We start from the raw sequence: 18,698 nt of genomic DNA on the forward strand, positions 1-18,698 counted from the left end.
TGCCTCCCTGCACGTGATCGCTCAGGCGTTTCCGTTCGCCCAACGACCCTTGCGAAATACCGGTACTGTATTACCGTCAAATAACTCCGCGTCGATATCGAGATCGGCCGAGCCAATCATGAAATCGACGTGCATCAGGCTATCGTTCAGTCCGCGGCCTTCCCATTCGCTCGCCGGGAGACCATGACCGCCTTCAACGAGCGGATACGCACGCCCGATAGCGAGATGACAGGACGCGTTCTCGTCGAACAACGTGTTATAGAAAATCTGGTTCATTTGCGCGATGGGCGAATCGACCGGCACGAGAGCAACTTCGCCAAGATAATGACTACCTTCGTCCGCCTCAATGATACCCCGCAACGCATCCTGCCCCTTCTCCGCATGATACTCGACAATGCGTCCATGCTCGAAGCGCAGGCGAATTCCCTCAATCAGCGATCCGTTGTGATTAAGCGGCATCGTGCTGGAGACCGTGCCGTGCACACCTGTCTTCTTCGGCGCCGTGTAGACTTCTTCCGTCGGGATGTTGGCGACAAACCGCACGCCCTTTTGATCTGGATGGCCAGCCGCCGCAAAATAGTGACCCTCCGCAAGCTCAATGGCCAAATCCGTGCCAGGTGCACGATAATGCAGTGTTTTGATGCGCAAGTCGTTTAGCCACTTTGCCCGCCGCTGCAGGTTTTGAATATGGCGCTCCCAATCGGCAATAGGATCGTCGCCGGTCGATCTCGCTGCTTTTAAGATGTCTTGCCAAAGTGCGTCGACCCTTTCAGACTTCGGCAGTTCTTTGTGCACCACATCCGCCCATGCGGCCGTCGGTGCCGAGGCCAGCGTCCAGCGATGCATGTCGTTGGTGCGCTCATTATCAAAGGCACGGAACGTCTCACGAATGGCTCGCTCCGCCACTTCCACGCGATCCGCGGGCACACCATTGTATAGATTCGGGTCGCTTGCCGGGATGGCAATATACGCAGCACCAAGCCCAGCGAGTTTCTCGACCCATTGCAACTGCCACTTCGCGCGCTCGCGCAAGAGGTCGAGATCGCCCCGCGCCACCGTTTCGCGCTGCCACCATTCATCGCCCCAATCGACCTGGACGAAACTCGCGCCAGCATCGTAAGCTGCCGCCACGAGTTTACGTGCAAACTCGACGTGTTCCGGGTATACCTGTCGGCGTCCAAAACCAATCACCAAGGGCTGCCCCGGCTGCAAATTGACGCCGATACGAACGATGAGATCGGCGTATTTCCGCTGTAAATCTGTCATGATGTGTCCGCCCCTTTTACCGATGCTGAACTGCTGCGCTTCACGAACGCCCTGCACTCACTATAACAAATTTGCCTATTTTACGAGACCTTTACCGAAAAGCAATCGATGATTGATGAGCGTTTCACAAACCATGCGTACACTCAAGGCCGGATCGAATTTTGTTATGAGTAAAGGGGGGCATTCGATTGAGCAGGGCTCTTCCAGGCGTCCTCAAAAGCCAAGCTCGTGTGCGCCGACAGACAGCGCGGCAAGTCCAGTCTTCGATCCACGGCTGGATCATGATCTTGCCCGCGCTGGTGTTCTTGACGCTCTTCGTGTTCATTCCCATGGCATATGTCGTCTATCTGAGCATGTTTCAATCCAATTTTCTCGCTCCAAAGATGAAGTTTGTTGGCTGGGAAAATTACTATCACCTATTGACCGCACCCGACTTTGGCCAAGCGCTGACCAACACCGCAGTGCTCGCCGCAGGCATGGTGTTCTTATCGTTGCCTCTTGCACTCGCCCTCGCCATATTGGTGAACATGCGGCTTTCGGGTACCAGCGTCTACCGTACCGTTCTTTTCGGGCCGTATGTCGTCCCACTGGTCGGATCAGGCCTCATGTTCACCCTGCTGTTCAACACCGACGGCGGGCTTGTCAACCGGATCGTCGAGATATTTGGGGGCCATCCCATCGACTGGCTTGGCGGTCGCCAATCCGCACTCCTGTCGATTCTCATCCTCTCGATCTGGCAGTATACGGGCTACTACATGCTCGTCTTTCTGGCGGGCCTTCAGAATGTACCCCAACACCTGAAGGAATCCTGCCGGGTCGACGGCGGCGGCCTATGGTCAACGCTACGCCATGTCACGCTACCCGCGTTGGCCCCAAGCCTGTTTTTTGCCATCGTCGTCTGCCTCATTCAGACGTTTCAGACATTTGACCAAGTCTATGTCATGACCGGGGGTGGTCCCGATGGCGCCTCCACCACGCTTGCCTATTACATCTTTGAGAAGGGATTTCAAATGTACGACATTGGCACATCGTCCGCAGCCTCGGTCGTCCTCTTTGCAATGCTTGCACTTTTAACCTGGCTGCAAGTCTCTTTCAGCAATCGCTGGGTGGAGGATGAATCGTGATGAATGCGAAACGCCTGCGCCTTCAACTCGCTCACAGCACAGTGCACATCGTCCTGATTATCCTATGCGCTGTATGCATCACCCCGCTGTTTTGGATGATCCGCACGGCACTTGCACCAAGCGCCGACATCCTCTCGTCGCATTTATGGCCCAACCACCTGGCCTTCGGCAACTTCGTCACTGCTTGGCACGCCCAGCCGTTTCTCTTGTTTTTAGGCAACAGCTTGCTGACCAACGCCACGATTGTCGCGTGTCAACTCGGAACATCGGCCCTCGCGGCATACTCGCTCGTCTTTATTCCCTATCAAGGCAAGCGCTTGGTTTTCTTCACCACTCTGCTCGCCATGATGGTGCCGATGCAGGCAACCTTCGTCCCCATCTACAGCATGCTTTCGACATTCCATCTCATCAACACCTACGGCGCGCTCATCCTTCCCTTCGTCGGGTCCGCATTCGGCGTTTTCCTGATGCGCCAAGGTTTCCTTTCGATCCCGAAGGAAATGGTGCAGGCTGCGCGCGTCGACGGTGCAACTGAATGGCAGATTCTCGTCAACATTGTCCTACCGCATGCGAAGCCAACCGTTGCAACGCTTGTGTTGCTCAACTTCGTATACCACTACAACAGCCTGTTCTGGCCGCTCATCGCGACCAACACGAACAACATGCGCGTCGTTCCGGTCGCACTGTCGTACTTCCTGACTCAGGACGCGGGTCAATCTCTGCAATGGAACCTCGCCATGGCGTTCGACGTATTTGCGATAGCCCCTGTCGTGATCCTATTCCTGGTTGGCCAACGTTATTTCGTACAAGGTGTCACAGGCGTTTCTTTGAAAGGCTGAACAATACGACATGCAAGCATCCAAACACATACAATAAGGAGTGTATTGACGAATGAACAACATCAGGCGTCCACTCGTCTATTTCGGAGTGTTATGCACAGCGGGGACACTCGCCACTGGTTGCGGTACAACGAACATTGCGACAAAAGCGAATACGGTCTCATCATCACACATATCTGACCAATCCGTTATGGGGGCGGCGAGCCGGAATCCCATCACCATTGCCTTCTGGTACGGCGTCAGCAACAACCTGAGTAACGACATTCAACAAATGGTTGCCGAATTTAACCGTACACACCCGAACATTCGAGTCGTCGCTACGTACGAAGGTAGCTATTCAGGGGGCGGCGAGGAACAGCAAAAGCTCCTCGCGGCCATCAAAGCAGGCGACCCGCCGGCCATTGCTCAAATCGAGGTTCATGCGATGCCAGTGTTTGCTGCCAGTGGCCAATTGGTGGACCTCACTTCCCTGCTGAGGACGAGTTCCATTGACAAACCAAGCAACTTCCTGGATGGCATTCTCGTCTCAACACAGTATCAGGGCCGCTACTATGGCGTGCCGTTTAATCGCAGCGTTCCCGTGCTCTATTATAACGAGACGCTCTTTCGGCAAGCTGGCATCACTCGGCCACCGACGAACTGGACGCAACTTATGCCAGACGCCAAAGCCCTGACGAAGGGCGCAGGCAGCCACAAAATATATGGTTTTGCGCCGCTTGTCGACTGGTGGCCGTGGGAATATGCAGTCTTATCGAGCGGTGGAACCATCCTCTCGCACAACCTGACCGAAGCGACATTTGCCAAGCCCAATGCCTTGACCATCCTGAATGCACAAGCCCAGTTGGTCAAAGAAGGCAATGCCAAAGTCGAGGCCGGCCCAAATGCGTGGGATCTCATGACGCAGGATTTCATCAATGGCGAAGTAGCTATGGATATTGACTCGATTGGAAGTGCCAGCAAGGTTGCGTCGGGCGTCGGATTGAAATTTAGTTGGAACACGGCGTTGCTACCGCGCGGGAAGACGCTCGCTGTGCCTCCTGGCGGTGGCGATCTCGCCATTCTCAAAGGCGTGTCCCCGGCTCAACAACAGGCTGCCTGGACGTTTATTCAGTGGTGGACTGCTCCTGCACAATCCGTCAAATGGTCAATAGAAACGGGTTATCTTCCTGTGCAGAAAGTCGATTTGGCGAACAAAACATACATGTCATTCATTGCCAAACACCCACAATACAGGACGGCAATTGACGAATTGAAGTACGAGCAATCCTCACCTGCATCGCCGGCATACCTCGCGGTGCTCGAACAAGTGCAACAAGCCCTGGAAGGCATCTTTGATGAAGGAAAACCTGTGGCACCGACGATGGAACAAACGGCGGAACAGGTGAACCAAAACTTAGGCTGACAAGACCTCGTCAGCCCGTGGAGGATGAATCATGAACATACAAGAGTGGCTGCAAGCGGACGACGTGGTGTGGATCGCCCATCGCGGCGCAAAGTCGGAATGCCCCGAAAATACCCTACCTGCGTTCACGCGAGCTGTAGCGATGGGCGCCGATATGATCGAGCTCGATGTGCGCTCGGCCGGCGATGGCTCACTCATCGTTCTCCACGACGCAACTTTGGAACGGACGACCAACGGTCAAGGCGCCGTCAGTGACATGACCCTTGCACAAATCCGCCAATACGATGCCGGTGCCTGGTTCGACCAACGATTTCAAGGTACGGTCATCCCGACGCTGGACGAAGTACTCGTCACACTGCCGCACACATGTTTGAACATCGAGCTAAAAACCGGACCTGCCGAGCGTACCCATGCACTCGTCCGCAGCGTATTAGGCTGTATCTACCGTCATGGCGCAGCCGGACGCGTCCTTTTGTCATCTTTTGATCATACCGCGCTCGCCGCGGTGCGCTCACTGGATCCGACCATCGCCTTAGGCGCCCTCTTCGTTGGTCGTCTTTGGCCTCCCTTCGATCTCGCTGAGACCTTGCGCCTTGACAGCCTGCACCCAGACGTTGAACACCTTGATCCCCACTTCGTGGCGCAAGCCAAAGCACGGGGTTATGCGGTGTTCGCTTGGACCGTGCGCAGCAAAGAGGCCTTAGCGTTGTGCCTTCAGGCTGGCGTCTCGGGCGTCATTCTTGACGATTTGACGTATAAACAAACCGCATCTTCGTCCGTCTGATACAGTGGGTAATGGCCCACTGGAGCCCTAGATTACGCTGACAGAGACAAACGATTGGGATTCCTATTTAACGATACTTTGTACCAAGTAAGGGCGGCTGCTTCACAACCGCCCTAACAATTGCCTCGCCACGTGTACACCGCTACTCGCGGCCTGTGAAATTCCCCTGGAAATACCCGGGCCATCCCCCGCACAATACAAGCCATCGATGTGCGTCTGAAGATCCTTTCCAACTTCCGCGCGTGCCGCGTAAAACTTTGCTTCGACCCCGTAGAACAAGGTGTGATCGCTCGCAATACCCGGGGTTACCTTGTCGAGCGCCTCAATCATCTCTTGCAGCGCCAACATGGTCTTATACGGCAGAACGAGGCCGAGATCACCCGGTACCGCTTCCTTCAGAGTCGGTTCGACGAAGCCCTCCCGAATGCGTTGCTCTGTGCTGCGGCGCCCTTTGCGAAGATCGCCATACTTCTGAACGATTATTGAGCCGTTGGAAAGTTCGTTCGCTTGACGACAGATGCTTTTCGCAAATTCGTTCGGTCGATCGAATGGTTCGGTGAAGCGATGGCTGACCAACAGCGCAAAATTGGTATTGTGGGAGCCGAGCGCCGGATCGTGATATGCGTGACCATTTGCCGCCATGACACCCGTGTGGTTTTCAACGACGACGTGGCCCGACGGGTTGCTACAGAACGTGCGCACCATAAGACCTGTTGCCGGCGATTGATAAAGAAACTTCCCTTCGTAGAGATGGTCGTTGATCTCTTGCATGACAACGTTGCTCGTCTCCACACGAACGCCGATGTCCACCTGATTGTTGGTCATCCGCAGTTTGTGGCGCCGGAACAAATCGGACAACCAGGTCGCACCGTCTCGTCCTGGTGCGAGAAGAACGAACTTTGCGCGAACTTGCTCGCCTCCGCGCAGGACGACCCCCGCAATCCGCTCCTCCTCGACAAGCAAATCTTCCACAAATGTGCGGAAGCGAAGATCGATATGTTTTGCGAGGTAATCGAAAATCGAGTTCATCAATTCGAGATTCATGTCTGTCCCAATGTGGCGTACCCGTGCGCGTAACAACTTCAGCCCTGCAGCCATGGCCCGCCGCTCAATGGCCGCAACTGCCGGCGTTGAGGGATCCGTGATGACATCTGGGGCACCATGCTTCAAGTTGATGGCATCGACGTACTCGATCAGCGATAAAACTTCGGATGATGGCAGGTATTCTGTGAGGTATCCGCCAAATTCGGCCGTGATGTTGAACTTCCCATCGCTAAAGCTGCCTGCGCCACCCGCGCCATTGATGACGCCACATGCTGGCCAACAACTTGCATAAGTCTTGATTTTGTTGGCAGGTGGGCACTTGTCGATACGGCCTTCCATAATCGGACAATGCCTGTACTTCGCCTCGACGCCTTTATCAATCATCAGTACCTTTGCCCGGGGCGCCTTTTCCGCCAACTCGTACGCCGCGTAGATACCCGCAGGCCCAGCACCAACGATAATCACGTCATAGTTATCCGCCACGCAAATTCCTCCTGTTCGGCGGCTGATCGTCCGCAGTGAACAAATGAAAACCCCGAACATTGATGTTAAACACAACCACATTGTTCGGATGAATGACCTTCGTCATTATAGCGGTTACAGCGCTAAGGTCAAGAGGGCCAATGTGGTTTGACAATCGAACATACGTTCTGTATAGTGGCTTTCATCCACTGTAGCGGAGGTCATGTAGGATGCGGAGAGTGTACATATCTGGACCCATGACAGGTTTTCCCAACTTGAATCGTCCAGCATTTCTGGAGGCGGCCAAAAAACTGCGCAGTTACGGCCACGAGGTCATCAATCCCGCCGAGGTGTGCGGCTCTGACGAATCGTGGCCGAGTGCAATGCGCAAGGACATCCGTCTGCTGATGGATGCCGATTGCATCGTTACGTTGCCCGGTTGGGAACATTCGCGTGGTGCACGGCTTGAAGTGTATGTGGCGAGCCAACTCGAGATGCCAGTCTACTCGATGTCGACATTCTTGCGCCTTTGTACACACGCCATTGAGGATGTTGGCGTGCGCCAGCTTGCACTGGATTTATAAGGGGAGATTTGCGAGCAGGATGGGATTAGAAGTTAGGGGTACGCATCAACCCGTCGACGTCGGGATGAAAGTAATGTTTGCGACAGACGGATTTGTACAAATCGTTGCCGCCAACCTCGATTTGTTCGCCCGCATACACCGGCTTGCCGTCTTTGACTTTTAAAATCATCGTCGCTTTGCGGTCACACCCAGGATTCGCGCAAATGGTCTTGATTTCTTCAATGCGGTCGGCCCATAAAATGGCCGCTTCACTGCCTTCAAACAACTGATTGCGATAATCTTTCAACAAGCCGTACGCGATGACAGGAATATCAAGATCGTCCGCGATACGAGCCAATTGGCGGACGTGGTACGCACGCAAAAACTGCACTTCGTCGACGAGAACACAGTCGGCAGGATCGCCCTTGACGATTTCATACAGGTTGGTACCGTCATCGACGACAATGGCCTGCTTCGCAATGCCGACGCGCGACGCAATCACGCCTCGGCCGTAGCGGTCGTCCACGGCCGGCGTGAACAATGTCACGCGCTTCCCCTGTTCCTCGTAACTGTGCGCGACGGTCAACAATTGAATCGATTTACTCGCATTCATCTGCCCAAACCGATAATACAATTTGGCCAAGTTACAAGATCTCCTTTTATTTCAAACTACACAGTATCCGCTAATGCAATCCAATCGTCCGGACGGATATTCGCCAGCTCAAGGGATAACTCCCAAAGCCTTTTGGCGGCATCGACATCGTATGACGCATCGCTCGAGCGAACAATGCCTGGGTAACCACGCATACCGCCCACAGGACCGATGTATTCGCCACCAACCAAATCCGGGTGCGTCGCCGCGTACAGCGTCGGCAAGGCTCCCATCTCACTCGGTTGGGCAAAGCGATTCACCCACCGCGCAAACGGCCGAACCCATGTGGACTTTGCAAACATGCCATTGTCGAGCAACGATGTCGCCGCGAAGCCTGGATGCGCAGCGATGCTTTGTAGCGCCAATCCCCGGCTTTGCACGCGCCGTTGCAACTCGTAGGCAAACAACAGATTCGCCAACTTGCTTTGCGCATAACTGGCAAACCGACGATACCTTCCATCTCCACGAAGGTACGGAATATCTAAGGCTTTAGCCATTGTGTGCGCCATGCTACTCACCGTGACAACACGTGCACCCCGCCCCTTACAAAGCGTCGGTAAAAGGTGCAACGTGAGTGCGAAATGTCCGATATGGTTCGTGCCAAACTGCAGTTCCAAGCCTTGCTGCGTCCTTTGATAAGAAGGCGCCATGACACCGGCATTATTTACAAGCAGGTTAACCTTTCGTTCCCGCTCCATCACTTCATCGGCAAATGCCTGCACCGATGACAAATCGGCGAGATCGATCCGCATGACGGCCACGTCCGCCTGTGGGACCTCTGCAAGGATGCGATTCTTGGCTGCTGCTCCACGCTCTACACTGCGCACGGCCAAAATGACCCTCGCGTGCCGCGCTGCTAAGGCCTTCGCCGCTTCCCAGCCGATGCCGCTGTTTGCGCCCGTCACAATCGCGGTCATCCCCCGCAAGCTGGGCATGTTGTCTATCGTCCAGTCCATGGCGGCCCTCCTACCCTCACCGGCAGTTTGGCAAATCACCATCTTATACTACTGCAATCCACTCCTGACGGATAGACTGGAAAATGAACACCCATGCATACCAGCACAATCCGCGCTACAATGGCGACTGTCTATGCAAGACCCAGAAAGGAAGAATTGCCGTGCACGATTGGTTGACCATCGTTCTCGTTGCATGCGTCATCATCTCAGCGCTCCTCGGCTTCGCACGCGGTTTTACTCGCGAACTGCGAACGACCATCGCGCAGGTCATGAACATCGCCGTCGCCTGCTTGTCGGGTTGGCTCGCCTGGCGCCTTAGCGCATACATCCGACAGTGGATGACACATCCGGAGGGCATGGTTCACTTGCCACAATGGCTCACACACCTCGCCACAGCTTGGCAACAGGCACCGCGCGTCGGCAACCTGATCTGTTTTGCCGTACTCTACCTCATTCTGTCTAATTTGCTCATGACGATGGTGCGTCCCCTATGGGGCATCACCTTTTCCATATCCCAACGCAAACCGGACATCTTCGGACGCATGGGTGGCGGCGGCGTCGGCGCCATCGCGGGTTCGCTTCGTGCAGCAGCGCTAGGCGCATGCATTTTTCTTGCAAACCAATACTTGTCGCTACCCGCCCTGGCGCGAGCAGCAAACGCTTCGACACCCTACACCATGCTTGAACGCGATGTCTACAAACCGTGGTTACAACCGTTTGCCACTCGCGAGTTGCCCGTGCTTGCGCAAGGCGCTCTGCATCCCATCGCGGAAAACATTTCGCTGTTTGCGATCCCGACTCCAGGCTCCTCCTCGGAGACTGGCATCCTGATTGTGCCAAAGCCAGTTGCCGCAAAAGCCTTGCAGATCACGAAAGGCGATTCGACGCCGGAACAAAAGGCCAAGGCATTGTACGAATGGGAAATTCACCACATCTCATACAACTGGGCCAAATACGACGACTATGTGTATCACGGTAAATGGGATGCACAATCGCCGTTGCAGACTCTGAAAACCGGTAAAGGTGTCTGTGCCGATTTTGCCCTGTTGTATGCGGATATGGCCCACGCCTGTGGACTCACCGTGCGCATCGACGAGGGCTTAGGTGGTACAGCAGGTGACGAAGGCAGCCATGCCTGGAATGAGGTTTACCTTCCAGCAGAGCATCGCTGGATCCTCATCGACACCACCTGGGGATCAGAGCAAGATGACTGGTTCAACGTACCTCCTGCACAGTTTGACCAAACCCATCAAACCGAGACGTCTATAACCTTTTATGCCTCACCTTGAATGGCCCTATCAATCAGCGGCAGGCACATCCGCATGCGCGTGCCGCCAGGGCCGCTGTCAACCACTTCTATCGTACCTCCGTGCGCGATGGCAACCAAACCACTAAAGGTTAAGCCAAGACCAAGGCCGTTTTTCTTCGTAGAACTATAGGGCATGAAAATAGTATCCCAACGCTCCTTCGGAATGCCCACCCCGGTATCGACAACATCCACGTGCAACTGTTCCCCTTCGACCTTCGTTTCCAGCCGCACTTGCCGTACCGGCGCCGATTCCGGTATCGCATCCATCGCATTTTTCAGCAAATTGACAATGGCTGCAAACACCTTATCTGCGTCAACCTCCAGCTCGATCTTTGCCATGGCTGTGCGATCATCGAGAACCAACTGGATGTGTTTACTTTCCATCATCGGTCGACACATCCCCGCTGCCTCCCTCGTAATGGCCAAGACGTCCGCACTTTTGACAGACAGCCGACCATGCTTGAGGAAGTTTGTAAACTCACGGGAAACGCGGTTTGCATATGCAGAAGCCGAATGCATGCGGTCGAGGATTTCCACCGCCTTGCTATTCAAGCCTGGTTGCACACGCGGTAACAGCTCCGACATCTGGCGGATCGCCGCCAATGGAGTACCCAACTCGTGCACCAACGCATGGGTGGCCATCACGAGATAATCCATGCCCTTGCCGCGCTCGCGCAGCGAAAGTTCACGCAGATAATCAACCAATTTACGCGACATTTCATTGACGTGATCGGCCAATACGCCAATCTCGTCCGAGCGGCGGACCTGCAGCTGCGCCTCGAAGTTGCGATCCGCAATCTCATCCACAGCCTTTGTAATCCGGCGCAGCGGCTTGGCAATCAGATCCGCCCCTAAATAGCTGAGCAGCGCAGTCGCGACAAGCAATATCGCAGAAACGATGACCAGATTGTGGATAAGAAATGTCAAAGTGCTGCTGATGGTACGATAATCAGTCACCACTTCGACAACGTAGCGCGTACCACGGACGCTCTGTGGAATAAATGTCTTGAGCACTTTGCGCCCGGATACATGATCGATCACGCTCACCGTCCGATTCGACGTGAGGGCTTCGTTTTTTGCTTTCACGTCAACGGCTGGGTTGCGATATTTGTACTCGCCGTACATCACCGGCTCATTGGCAACATCGACCCAAGAGGTGCCATGGTAAGAATAGCGAATTGGTGCTTGCCCGAACGTGCGATTCAACACGGCGATACAAAGAACGTCCGAATCGGCAGCCTGAATATGGCGAATTACCGTATTCACGCCAACGTCCTGTTCGTAACCGGGAATCGACGTCGAGACATAGAACGGATCGATAATGTAGTCGGTACGCCCGTCGTAATAGTACCCCCACTTATCGACTTTTGAAGGGTCCGATGTGGCATTGGAGAACGGTCCTGACCAGTAATTCTGCTCCGCCATGCCATATGTGGATGCCTGTGGACGCCCGGCCAAAAGATCGCGAAAGGCGATGTACCATTTGCCCATGCCCTTTGTCGAGAGGCCAATTTCGCGGGGATCTGTGGACCGAACACCGACGATGTCGTCGGCGGTCGGCTGAAACAAGGTGATACCACTGACTCCCAACTGCGCCGCGAGCCGCTTTAGCTGGCTGTTGGTGACGTCTACCACACGTGGCGGTAGCTGTTCCTCAATGGCGATGGAAGCGATGCGCAATTCATTGCCAAGCAAATTGTCGATATACGCCTCGCCTGTCCGCGAGGCAGCAATCTCAAGGTCAATTTGTTGCGCGAGTAATTCCGTCTGTTTCACCGCGTTGTTCAACAACTGTGCTCGCGTCGTACTATAAAATAACGTGTCACTGAGAAGCGCGATGAGCAACATGGCACCAAACAGGATGGCCATGATTTTATACCGCAAAGAAAAGCGGACACGAGTCCGACGTTCCACGTGATCCCCAACTCCCTCCGTACCTGCCCATAGCATAGCAGGCTCGATTGGGATCTGTGGACTCTATTATTTACTGGGTGTAGAACCTACTGGCAGCCACTTCAAAATATCATGAAGACTCAATGGCCGGCTGAATCGGTAACCTTGGAAGACGTCACAGCCGCGCTCGCGCAGCCAGGTATAGTGCAAATCCGTCTCGACGCCTTCGGCAACCACGATGGCACCGAGGTGATGAGCGAGGTCAATGATGCTAGAGACAATGATTTCGCATTTGGGATCTATCCCGATGCCGCGCACAAACGACTGGTCAATTTTTAGGATATCCGGGGCGAGATCGCGAAAATAGCGAAATGACGAATAGCCTGTACCAAAATCGTCGATGGCCAGCCGGTGTCCACTATCTTGGAGCGACTGCAGCACGGATAGACGCCGCCCAGAGTCGGCGAAAACGCTTTCTGTCACCTCGAATACGATCCTCCGCGGCGGTATTCCATAGTTGCCCAACACAGCTTGAACATTTCGTAAAAAGTCGGGATGATCCAATTGGCGTACAGAGCAGTTCACAGAAATCGGGATGTTCGCCATGGCGAGTACGTCGTTGTGTACCAAATCGCGGCAGACGACACCCAAGACCCGTAAACCGAGTTTGTGAATGAGACCGAGTTCTTCTGCAATAGGAATGAACGTCCCCGGCGAGCACGGAAATCTGGGTTCATGCCAGCGTGCCAAGGCTTCAGCGCCCACGATACGCCCAGTAGCGTCAACCTTGGGCTGATACGCCACGCCAATTTGCCCTTTATCGAGGGCTTCCATCAGTCGAAAATACAGCGCATGCTTCTCCTCCATGCCGCGCTTCAAGCTCGGTGTATACCATGTGCTGTTCAGCGACGCTTCTCCCGCGCTATGCAGGGCAAGTAACGACTGATGTAAAAGTTCGACAAAAGCTACTTTCGTCCCATCCTCCGATTCATCAGGAACAGCGACGCCAAATCTGGCCTGCAGGCGAAAGTTAAACTCTCTGACGCGTATGGGCTGCTCGACTAGGAAAGTAAGAAAGTTAAGGACCGTTGGGTCAATCGTTCCCGTTCGCAGCGCCACGACAAATTCGTCTGCTGCCACACGTGCGACGTACGACTTAGGTAGTGCCCTTTGCACGCGCATTAAAAGATTGGTGAAGGCCTCGTTCATGACCTCGTCTCCGTAACTATCCCGAAGACCGATAAACTTGTTCAACCCAACCGCCACCACTGCAATCTGAGCACCCTTTTGGCTTTGCAACGACATAAGCTTAGCGTGCAACCAATGCTCGTTTGGAAAGCCTGTCCCACTGTCGAAGTATGAGCGATCCATCAACTTGCGCCATGCACCCATGCGTTCGCCATACGGCCTACAGGTGAACATCCAAAAGCGCTTGTCGCCGACAGTAAATGGGTTCGCTGCAACTTCAAACGACACCGCACTTCCATCCCTGTGCACGTACGGCATTTCCACAGGCAGAGACACCTCGCCCTGCTTGCAGATCTCGCTTACAATGTGGTGTCCATCTGGATGTACGATGCATAATCCACTTTGCCCAAGAAGTTCAAGCGGCTCATAGCCCAATTCCCGGCACAGTACATCATTCACGGCGGCAATCGACAGCAGGCGGCCAGATCCGTCTTCAATGCATACGTATACCGCCTCTGGCAGATACCGAATTACGCAGTGTGCACTCAAAATATCTCTAAACCCCTGATGCGTATAAAACGTACCATCTTGCCGAACCTGAAACGAATCCATGGTTCGCGCATCGCCGGTGCGCTGTTGCGTCATAACGTTCCTCCCAAGGAGATCCGCCATCAGTTCCACTCGTCAACCCTTTCGACACAGTTCGAGCAACTTCCTCTCTCGACACTCTGCGATCGCGGGAAAAAGAACGTTTATGCGCGCTTGCGCGTGCATGTGCGAATAATTTGGGCCAGCTCGGCTGTGGCTGTCGGAATGTCATCATTGAAAATCAAATAGTCGAATTGGTCACTGAGTGATTCCTCGTACTTTAAGCGCTCCATCCGAATTCGAATATCGGCTTCCGCGTCGCCACGCCCGTATAGCCGACCCTCGAGATCGTTCAACGAGGTCGGGCGAACATAAATTAACACGACGCGATCGCCAAACGCCTTCTTCATATTCAAGGCCCCGTTGACGTCAATGTCTTTAATGACGATATGGCCTGCGTCGAGTGCCTGTTCGTAAGTTAAGAGATGCGTACCATAGTAGTTGCCGTGAATCGATTCGTACTCGAGAAACTCACCGCGCTCCGCCATGGCCATAAACTCTTCCGTTGAGACAAAATAGTACGGATTCCCATTGCGCTCACCTGGCCGCATCGGCCGCGTTGCAAACGATGGAATGAATGTTAGACCGAGATCGTAGCGATCCCGCAGCGAATTGATAAGCGTGTTTTTACCGGCCCCAGACGGCCCTGATAGGATAAACAACAGCCCTTTCGTCTCGTGCTCCCCCTTGGGCTCATAGCTCATCAAGTCGGACAGTGCACATTGCAAAGCGTCACAAATACTTTGCAAGACTTTGAGATCGACCCGGGAAATCTCATTTTTCTTGATGGCGTAGAGCGTGTTTTTGTTGACGCCGGAACGCTTCATCAGATCGGGAATCTTCCAATTACGTTCAAACAAGAGCCGATCGAGATGAAATTGCACTTTGTGCACACGAACACATCCCCGTTTTAAAGTTTCCATTCAGTATACACACTTCCGGCGAACAAGTACATGCATCATTGGAATTCTATCGTCATTGTGATTTTGGATAAGTCGCGCTAGACTACGCATATCAGGATTCGCATGAACATTTCGTCATAGAAAGGTCGACCCGCTATGTCACAAAAGCCATTCTCGCCTCCATCTCACCCGAAACCGCTTTCTACCACCGACCTGGTGATTTTTGGCGCAGTCTTAATGGTGCCTATTGCGCCGATGTCGATGTACGTATACATCGCGGAACAAAGCGGCGGACATAGCTGGCTTGTCATGCTCTTAGGTTGGTTCGGTGCTTGTCTCACGGCATACGCCTATCGACGCCTCGCAGGGGTATTTCCCGGCGGCTCCATATACAGCTACGTCGGTCGTGCGCTACAAAGCGATACCGGATGGATTGCCGCCTGGATCATATTAGCTGACTACTTGTTCGTACCCGCCACGCTGTATGCCAATTGTTCGAGTCTTATTGGCGAGTACTTGCCCCAAATCCCCAACTGGAGCTGGTACGCGGTACTCAGCCTGATCAATCTGGCCTTTGGCTTGTTGCCCATCCGGCGACAGATCCGGCTGTATGCGCTGGTGCTCATCAGTGAACTCATCGCCCTAATTGCCTTTATCGTCGTTGCCCTGCACGCTTTGCCACACGCCGGTGTGCCTGCCAGCTCGCCTGTGCATGTTGGTCCAGAACGAATGCTGTCACTCGTATCGGTAGGCGTGATTGGCTTTCTTGGCTTTGACGGTATTAGCACACTCGACGGCGAGGCTGCACGTCCGACACAATCTGTAGGACGGGCGACGATTTGGGTCGCAGCAGTCATGGGTCTTCTATTCCTGCTGCAATGTGCGCTTGCAGGCGCCATTCATCCCAACTATGCCACACTGGATCCGGCAACCGGCTTTTTCGATCTCGCTCGTTCCATCGGCGGTCCATTCGTCGGTTGGCTGTTGATCACCGTGTTTCTCATCGGCTCCGGCATCGCCAACGCAAGCGCAGGCCAAGTGTCAGCCTCTCGGGTGCTGGCCGTACTCCGCGAACAAACCCTACCCACGTTGTCAGTAAAGTCCCGACACTTAGACAGAGTTACGATGATCCTCATATCGCTTCTCTCTTTCGTTTTAGCCACTTTTGTGCCCTTACAAACGCTCAACGCGTTCGTTTCGTTCGGAGCATTTGCGGCTTTCATCATGATTCACGTATCTTTGTTTTATCGATTTTACATACGGGGAACGAAAGGTCCGAAGCGCATTGTCGACGGATGGGTGGCAATCTTAGGTTTGCTGGTGATGATCGTGGCACTGATCTTCGAAGAGTCCCCATCGCTTGTGCTCAAACTTGGCGCCCTTTGGCTGCTCATAGGTGTGGCCATTTGGGCCATACGGACATGGCGCGAGGCTGAAGTTTGAGATGACGTGCAGATAGGGCCACCCTTACCGTCCAATTGTCGACGTCTTGGCGACCCTGCACGCATGATCAGTGAAAACAAACTCGATTTCAATTTGTTAAACTCCATAGAACGCATAGAATTGCCTAGGCAGGTGAACGACATGCCATGGTTTGCAGACATGGTGTCGGCCATCACATGCTTGGCTTGGCTGTTCCTGTTATGCTGCAGAGGGTTCTATTGGCTAATGGGTGACGGGCTAACAGACAAGCGCATGGAAGAGCACGACGATGTCTCTAGTTGGCCAAAGGTTTGTGCAATCGTACCAGCCCGCAACGAAGCGGATGTTTTAGGCGAGACCCTGCCGTCACTTTTGAACCAGAATTATGCTGGCGAGTTTCACGTCATTTTGGTGGATGATCACAGTGATGACGGAACCAGCGAAGTGGCACGCAACATTGCACAAACATTGCATCGGGAAGATCGATTGCAGATTTTGAAGTCAGCTCCTCTACCAAACGGATGGGCCGGGAAGGTTTGGGCTATGCAGAATGGACTGCGCGAAGTCCCTCCCGATGCTGACTATGTATTATTGACCGATGCTGACATCCGCCATCCTGAATCATCTGTGTCCCGCCTTGTCGAACAGGCCAAGCGGCAAAGACGAGATTTCGTCTCGCTGATGGTACGACTGCATGTAGAGTCAAAGTGGGAAGCCTTTTTGATTCCAGCATTCGTCTACTTTTTTGCAAAACTGTACCCATTTCGTTGGGTTGCCAACGACAGACGCAAGACGGCTGCGGCAGCAGGTGGCTGTATCCTTGTCAGGCGAGAACTGATCCAAACTGCAGACGGGTTAACCCCCATCGCTGGCGCCGTGATCGACGACTGCTCATTGGCAAAACTCGTTCAGTCACGCGGTGCCACGCTGTGGTTGGGCCTGGGCAGCGACTTTGCCAGCATGCGCCGCTATACGTCTTTAGCAGAGATTTGGAATATGGTCGCTCGCTCAGCGTTCGTACAGCTCAACTACTCCCTTTGGCTCTTAGTCGGCACCGCCATCGGTATGACACTACTGTATGTTGTCCCCGTGGCCACAACTATTGCAGGCATTTGCCTCACTTCTCTGGGACAAGCTGATTGGATCTGGCCAGGCCTGCTTGGTCTTGTTGCGTGGTGCATCATGTCCGCTACCTTCGTGCCGATTCTTCGCTGGTACAGGCTGGCGCTGTGGCGAGTCATAACATTACCGGCCGCAGGCTTTTTGTATACGCTGATGACAATTGACTCTGCGATCCGCTTCTGGCAACGGCGGGCTGGCGCCTGGAAAGGACGCCCGTATGAAATGCATTAGACCTGCTTGGCTTGTCCCCTTACACGCTTGCGGTACACCCAACGCTCGGCGTCTTCGACGTCCTCATCACCAAATTGGCCGGTAATAAGCCGTTCAGGGTGGTCTAGGCAACCGGCCAACCGCAGCTTGTCCCGCAAATCCTGCAAACGCCGGCGTTTCTCGCGGACAGAGGGTACAGACTGCAGGGTCTCCTCCAAGGCGTCCCACGAGCGGCCGAGTCTGTCGTACATGATCATGAGCCAGTAATCAGAGATTTGAAAAGGCGTTAACTCTGTGCTTCCCGTCGGAGCTAGCTCCATCCACAGTTCGTCTCCGGTGTATGGAATCCGCTCGACCAGCTTCAGTTGCTTGCCTCCGCAAATCTTGCGATACGCCTCCTCCAAAGCTGCCGTGTCAATATCGACATCTATATCGCGAAGATATACGTAGAACTGCGACCAACGAGACATCATGCGCCGTGCATTGTCCAGGGTGAGATTAAACCTGTCCCCGTCAAGGATGTGGCCCTCAATCCATTCAAGCGCCAACGAATATTCCCACCATGGCAGTTCATCCAGATTTTCAATACCCGAGCGCTCGAAGTACATCATCAGGGCTTCCAAGTCGCCCCAGGCCCAGTCAAGTTCGTCACTCCGCTTCGTAAAATACAATGTGTTTAAATAGGACACAGTCCATCGTTCCGGGAAGAGACGAACTTCCCCGCGCCCACGGTAAAAGTCACGGACCTGGCGCATCACGTCACTCATACGGCTCATCGAATTCCCCTCCAACACAAGTCGTTTATATTGTAACAAATCGTACCGCTTACAAATTTGCACTGCCGTGTGAGAAGGGTCACAATAATGTAACGTATATCAAAAGCATTCTCTCCTCCAAAGATACACCCTTCGA

16 protein-coding genes are annotated in these 18,698 nt (G+C 53.9%); 8 read left to right on the top strand and 8 right to left on the bottom strand.

Going from position 1 to position 18,698, the window contains the following annotated elements:
- Positions 1-21 precede the first annotated feature (21 nt).
- The gene (locus QMF38_RS12875) at positions 22-1,266 is read right to left on the bottom strand and encodes an aminopeptidase (RefSeq protein WP_281759664.1); all 1,245 of its coding nucleotides are present in this window, start codon (positions 1,264-1,266) and stop codon (positions 22-24) included.
- 188 nt (positions 1,267-1,454) lie between these two features.
- Between QMF38_RS12875 and QMF38_RS12880 the strand changes: the two genes are divergently transcribed.
- Genes QMF38_RS12880 through QMF38_RS12895 form a run of 4 tightly spaced genes read left to right on the top strand, consistent with a single transcriptional unit; the run spans position 1,455 to position 5,415 of the window.
- Positions 1,455-2,390, top strand: coding sequence for a carbohydrate ABC transporter permease (locus QMF38_RS12880; RefSeq protein WP_281759665.1), 936 nt, complete (start codon positions 1,455-1,457; stop codon positions 2,388-2,390).
- Positions 2,390-3,229, top strand: coding sequence for a carbohydrate ABC transporter permease (locus QMF38_RS12885; protein WP_281759724.1), 840 nt, complete (start codon positions 2,390-2,392; stop codon positions 3,227-3,229). The genes QMF38_RS12880 and QMF38_RS12885 overlap by 1 nt, the downstream gene beginning before the upstream one ends.
- A gap of 52 nt (positions 3,230-3,281) precedes the next feature.
- Complete coding sequence (locus QMF38_RS12890) at positions 3,282-4,631, top strand: ABC transporter substrate-binding protein (protein WP_281759666.1); 1,350 nt, start codon at positions 3,282-3,284, stop codon at positions 4,629-4,631.
- Positions 4,632-4,662: 31 nt separating this feature from the next.
- Positions 4,663-5,415: a glycerophosphodiester phosphodiesterase gene (locus QMF38_RS12895; RefSeq protein WP_281759667.1), complete on the top strand. Its 753-nt coding sequence runs from the start codon at positions 4,663-4,665 to the stop codon at positions 5,413-5,415.
- Between the two features lie 102 nt (positions 5,416-5,517).
- Here QMF38_RS12895 and QMF38_RS12900 read toward each other — a convergent pair whose 3' ends face one another.
- The gene (locus tag QMF38_RS12900) at positions 5,518-6,942 is read right to left on the bottom strand and encodes an NAD(P)/FAD-dependent oxidoreductase (protein WP_281759668.1); all 1,425 of its coding nucleotides are present in this window, start codon (positions 6,940-6,942) and stop codon (positions 5,518-5,520) included.
- 209 nt (positions 6,943-7,151) lie between these two features.
- On the opposite strand from QMF38_RS12900, the gene QMF38_RS12905 reads away from it, so the two are divergent.
- A complete protein-coding gene (locus QMF38_RS12905) occupies positions 7,152-7,505 on the top strand; it encodes a DUF4406 domain-containing protein (protein ID WP_281759669.1) in 354 nt (117 codons plus the stop codon).
- 25 nt (positions 7,506-7,530) lie between these two features.
- On the opposite strand, the gene QMF38_RS12910 is transcribed toward QMF38_RS12905, so the two are convergent.
- A complete protein-coding gene (locus QMF38_RS12910; protein WP_281759670.1) occupies positions 7,531-8,127 on the bottom strand; it encodes a thymidine kinase in 597 nt (198 codons plus the stop codon).
- 26 nt (positions 8,128-8,153) lie between these two features.
- Positions 8,154-9,092, bottom strand: coding sequence for an oxidoreductase (locus QMF38_RS12915; protein WP_281759671.1), 939 nt, complete (start codon positions 9,090-9,092; stop codon positions 8,154-8,156).
- 161 nt (positions 9,093-9,253) lie between these two features.
- On the opposite strand from QMF38_RS12915, the gene QMF38_RS12920 reads away from it, so the two are divergent.
- The gene (locus QMF38_RS12920) at positions 9,254-10,381 is read left to right on the top strand and encodes a transglutaminase-like domain-containing protein (protein WP_281759672.1); all 1,128 of its coding nucleotides are present in this window, start codon (positions 9,254-9,256) and stop codon (positions 10,379-10,381) included.
- On the opposite strand, the gene QMF38_RS12925 is transcribed toward QMF38_RS12920, so the two are convergent.
- The 3 genes from QMF38_RS12925 to gmk all read right to left on the bottom strand — a co-directional run bounded on the left by QMF38_RS12925 (position 10,366) and on the right by gmk (position 15,023).
- Positions 10,366-12,315, bottom strand: coding sequence for a sensor histidine kinase (locus QMF38_RS12925; protein ID WP_281759673.1), 1,950 nt, complete (start codon positions 12,313-12,315; stop codon positions 10,366-10,368). The two genes, QMF38_RS12920 and QMF38_RS12925, sit on opposite strands and share 16 nt — an antisense overlap.
- A 66-nt stretch (positions 12,316-12,381) precedes the next feature.
- Complete coding sequence (locus QMF38_RS12930; protein WP_281759674.1) at positions 12,382-14,127, bottom strand: bifunctional diguanylate cyclase/phosphodiesterase; 1,746 nt, start codon at positions 14,125-14,127, stop codon at positions 12,382-12,384.
- Between the two features lie 107 nt (positions 14,128-14,234).
- Complete coding sequence (gene gmk / locus QMF38_RS12935) at positions 14,235-15,023, bottom strand: guanylate kinase (RefSeq protein ID WP_040288227.1); 789 nt, start codon at positions 15,021-15,023, stop codon at positions 14,235-14,237.
- Between the two features lie 165 nt (positions 15,024-15,188).
- Here gmk and QMF38_RS12940 point away from each other — a divergent pair, with 165 nt between their 5' ends.
- Positions 15,189-16,475, top strand: coding sequence for an APC family permease (locus QMF38_RS12940; protein ID WP_281759675.1), 1,287 nt, complete (start codon positions 15,189-15,191; stop codon positions 16,473-16,475).
- 141 nt (positions 16,476-16,616) lie between these two features.
- Entirely contained in the window at positions 16,617-17,807 is a 1,191-nt protein-coding gene (locus tag QMF38_RS12945; RefSeq protein WP_281759676.1) for a glycosyltransferase, read from the top strand.
- On the opposite strand, the gene QMF38_RS12950 is transcribed toward QMF38_RS12945, so the two are convergent.
- Entirely contained in the window at positions 17,804-18,562 is a 759-nt protein-coding gene (locus QMF38_RS12950; protein WP_281759677.1) for a trigger factor, read from the bottom strand. The two genes, QMF38_RS12945 and QMF38_RS12950, sit on opposite strands and share 4 nt — an antisense overlap.
- Positions 18,563-18,698: the final 136 nt, after the last annotated feature.

Source organism: Alicyclobacillus hesperidum subsp. aegles (assembly GCF_027923525.1).
Lineage (GTDB): Bacteria > Bacillota > Bacilli > Alicyclobacillales > Alicyclobacillaceae > Alicyclobacillus > Alicyclobacillus aegles.

What these genes read in the sequence shown, in the direction of transcription:
- QMF38_RS12905 (WP_281759669.1), top strand. Translation starts at nt 7,152, where the DNA reads ATGCGGAGAGTGTACATATCTGGACCCATGACAGGTTTTCCCAACTTG.
- QMF38_RS12950 (WP_281759677.1), bottom strand. Translation starts at nt 18,562, where the DNA reads ATGAGCCGTATGAGTGACGTGATGCGCCAGGTCCGTGACTTTTACCGT.
- QMF38_RS12895 (WP_281759667.1), top strand. Translation starts at nt 4,663, where the DNA reads ATGAACATACAAGAGTGGCTGCAAGCGGACGACGTGGTGTGGATCGCC.
- QMF38_RS12885 (WP_281759724.1), top strand. Translation starts at nt 2,390, where the DNA reads ATGAATGCGAAACGCCTGCGCCTTCAACTCGCTCACAGCACAGTGCAC.
- QMF38_RS12915 (WP_281759671.1), bottom strand. Translation starts at nt 9,092, where the DNA reads ATGGACTGGACGATAGACAACATGCCCAGCTTGCGGGGGATGACCGCG.
- QMF38_RS12930 (WP_281759674.1), bottom strand. Translation starts at nt 14,127, where the DNA reads ATGACGCAACAGCGCACCGGCGATGCGCGAACCATGGATTCGTTTCAG.
- QMF38_RS12945 (WP_281759676.1), top strand. Translation starts at nt 16,617, where the DNA reads ATGCCATGGTTTGCAGACATGGTGTCGGCCATCACATGCTTGGCTTGG.
- QMF38_RS12890 (WP_281759666.1), top strand. Translation starts at nt 3,282, where the DNA reads ATGAACAACATCAGGCGTCCACTCGTCTATTTCGGAGTGTTATGCACA.
- QMF38_RS12875 (WP_281759664.1), bottom strand. Translation starts at nt 1,266, where the DNA reads ATGACAGATTTACAGCGGAAATACGCCGATCTCATCGTTCGTATCGGC.
- QMF38_RS12940 (WP_281759675.1), top strand. Translation starts at nt 15,189, where the DNA reads ATGTCACAAAAGCCATTCTCGCCTCCATCTCACCCGAAACCGCTTTCT.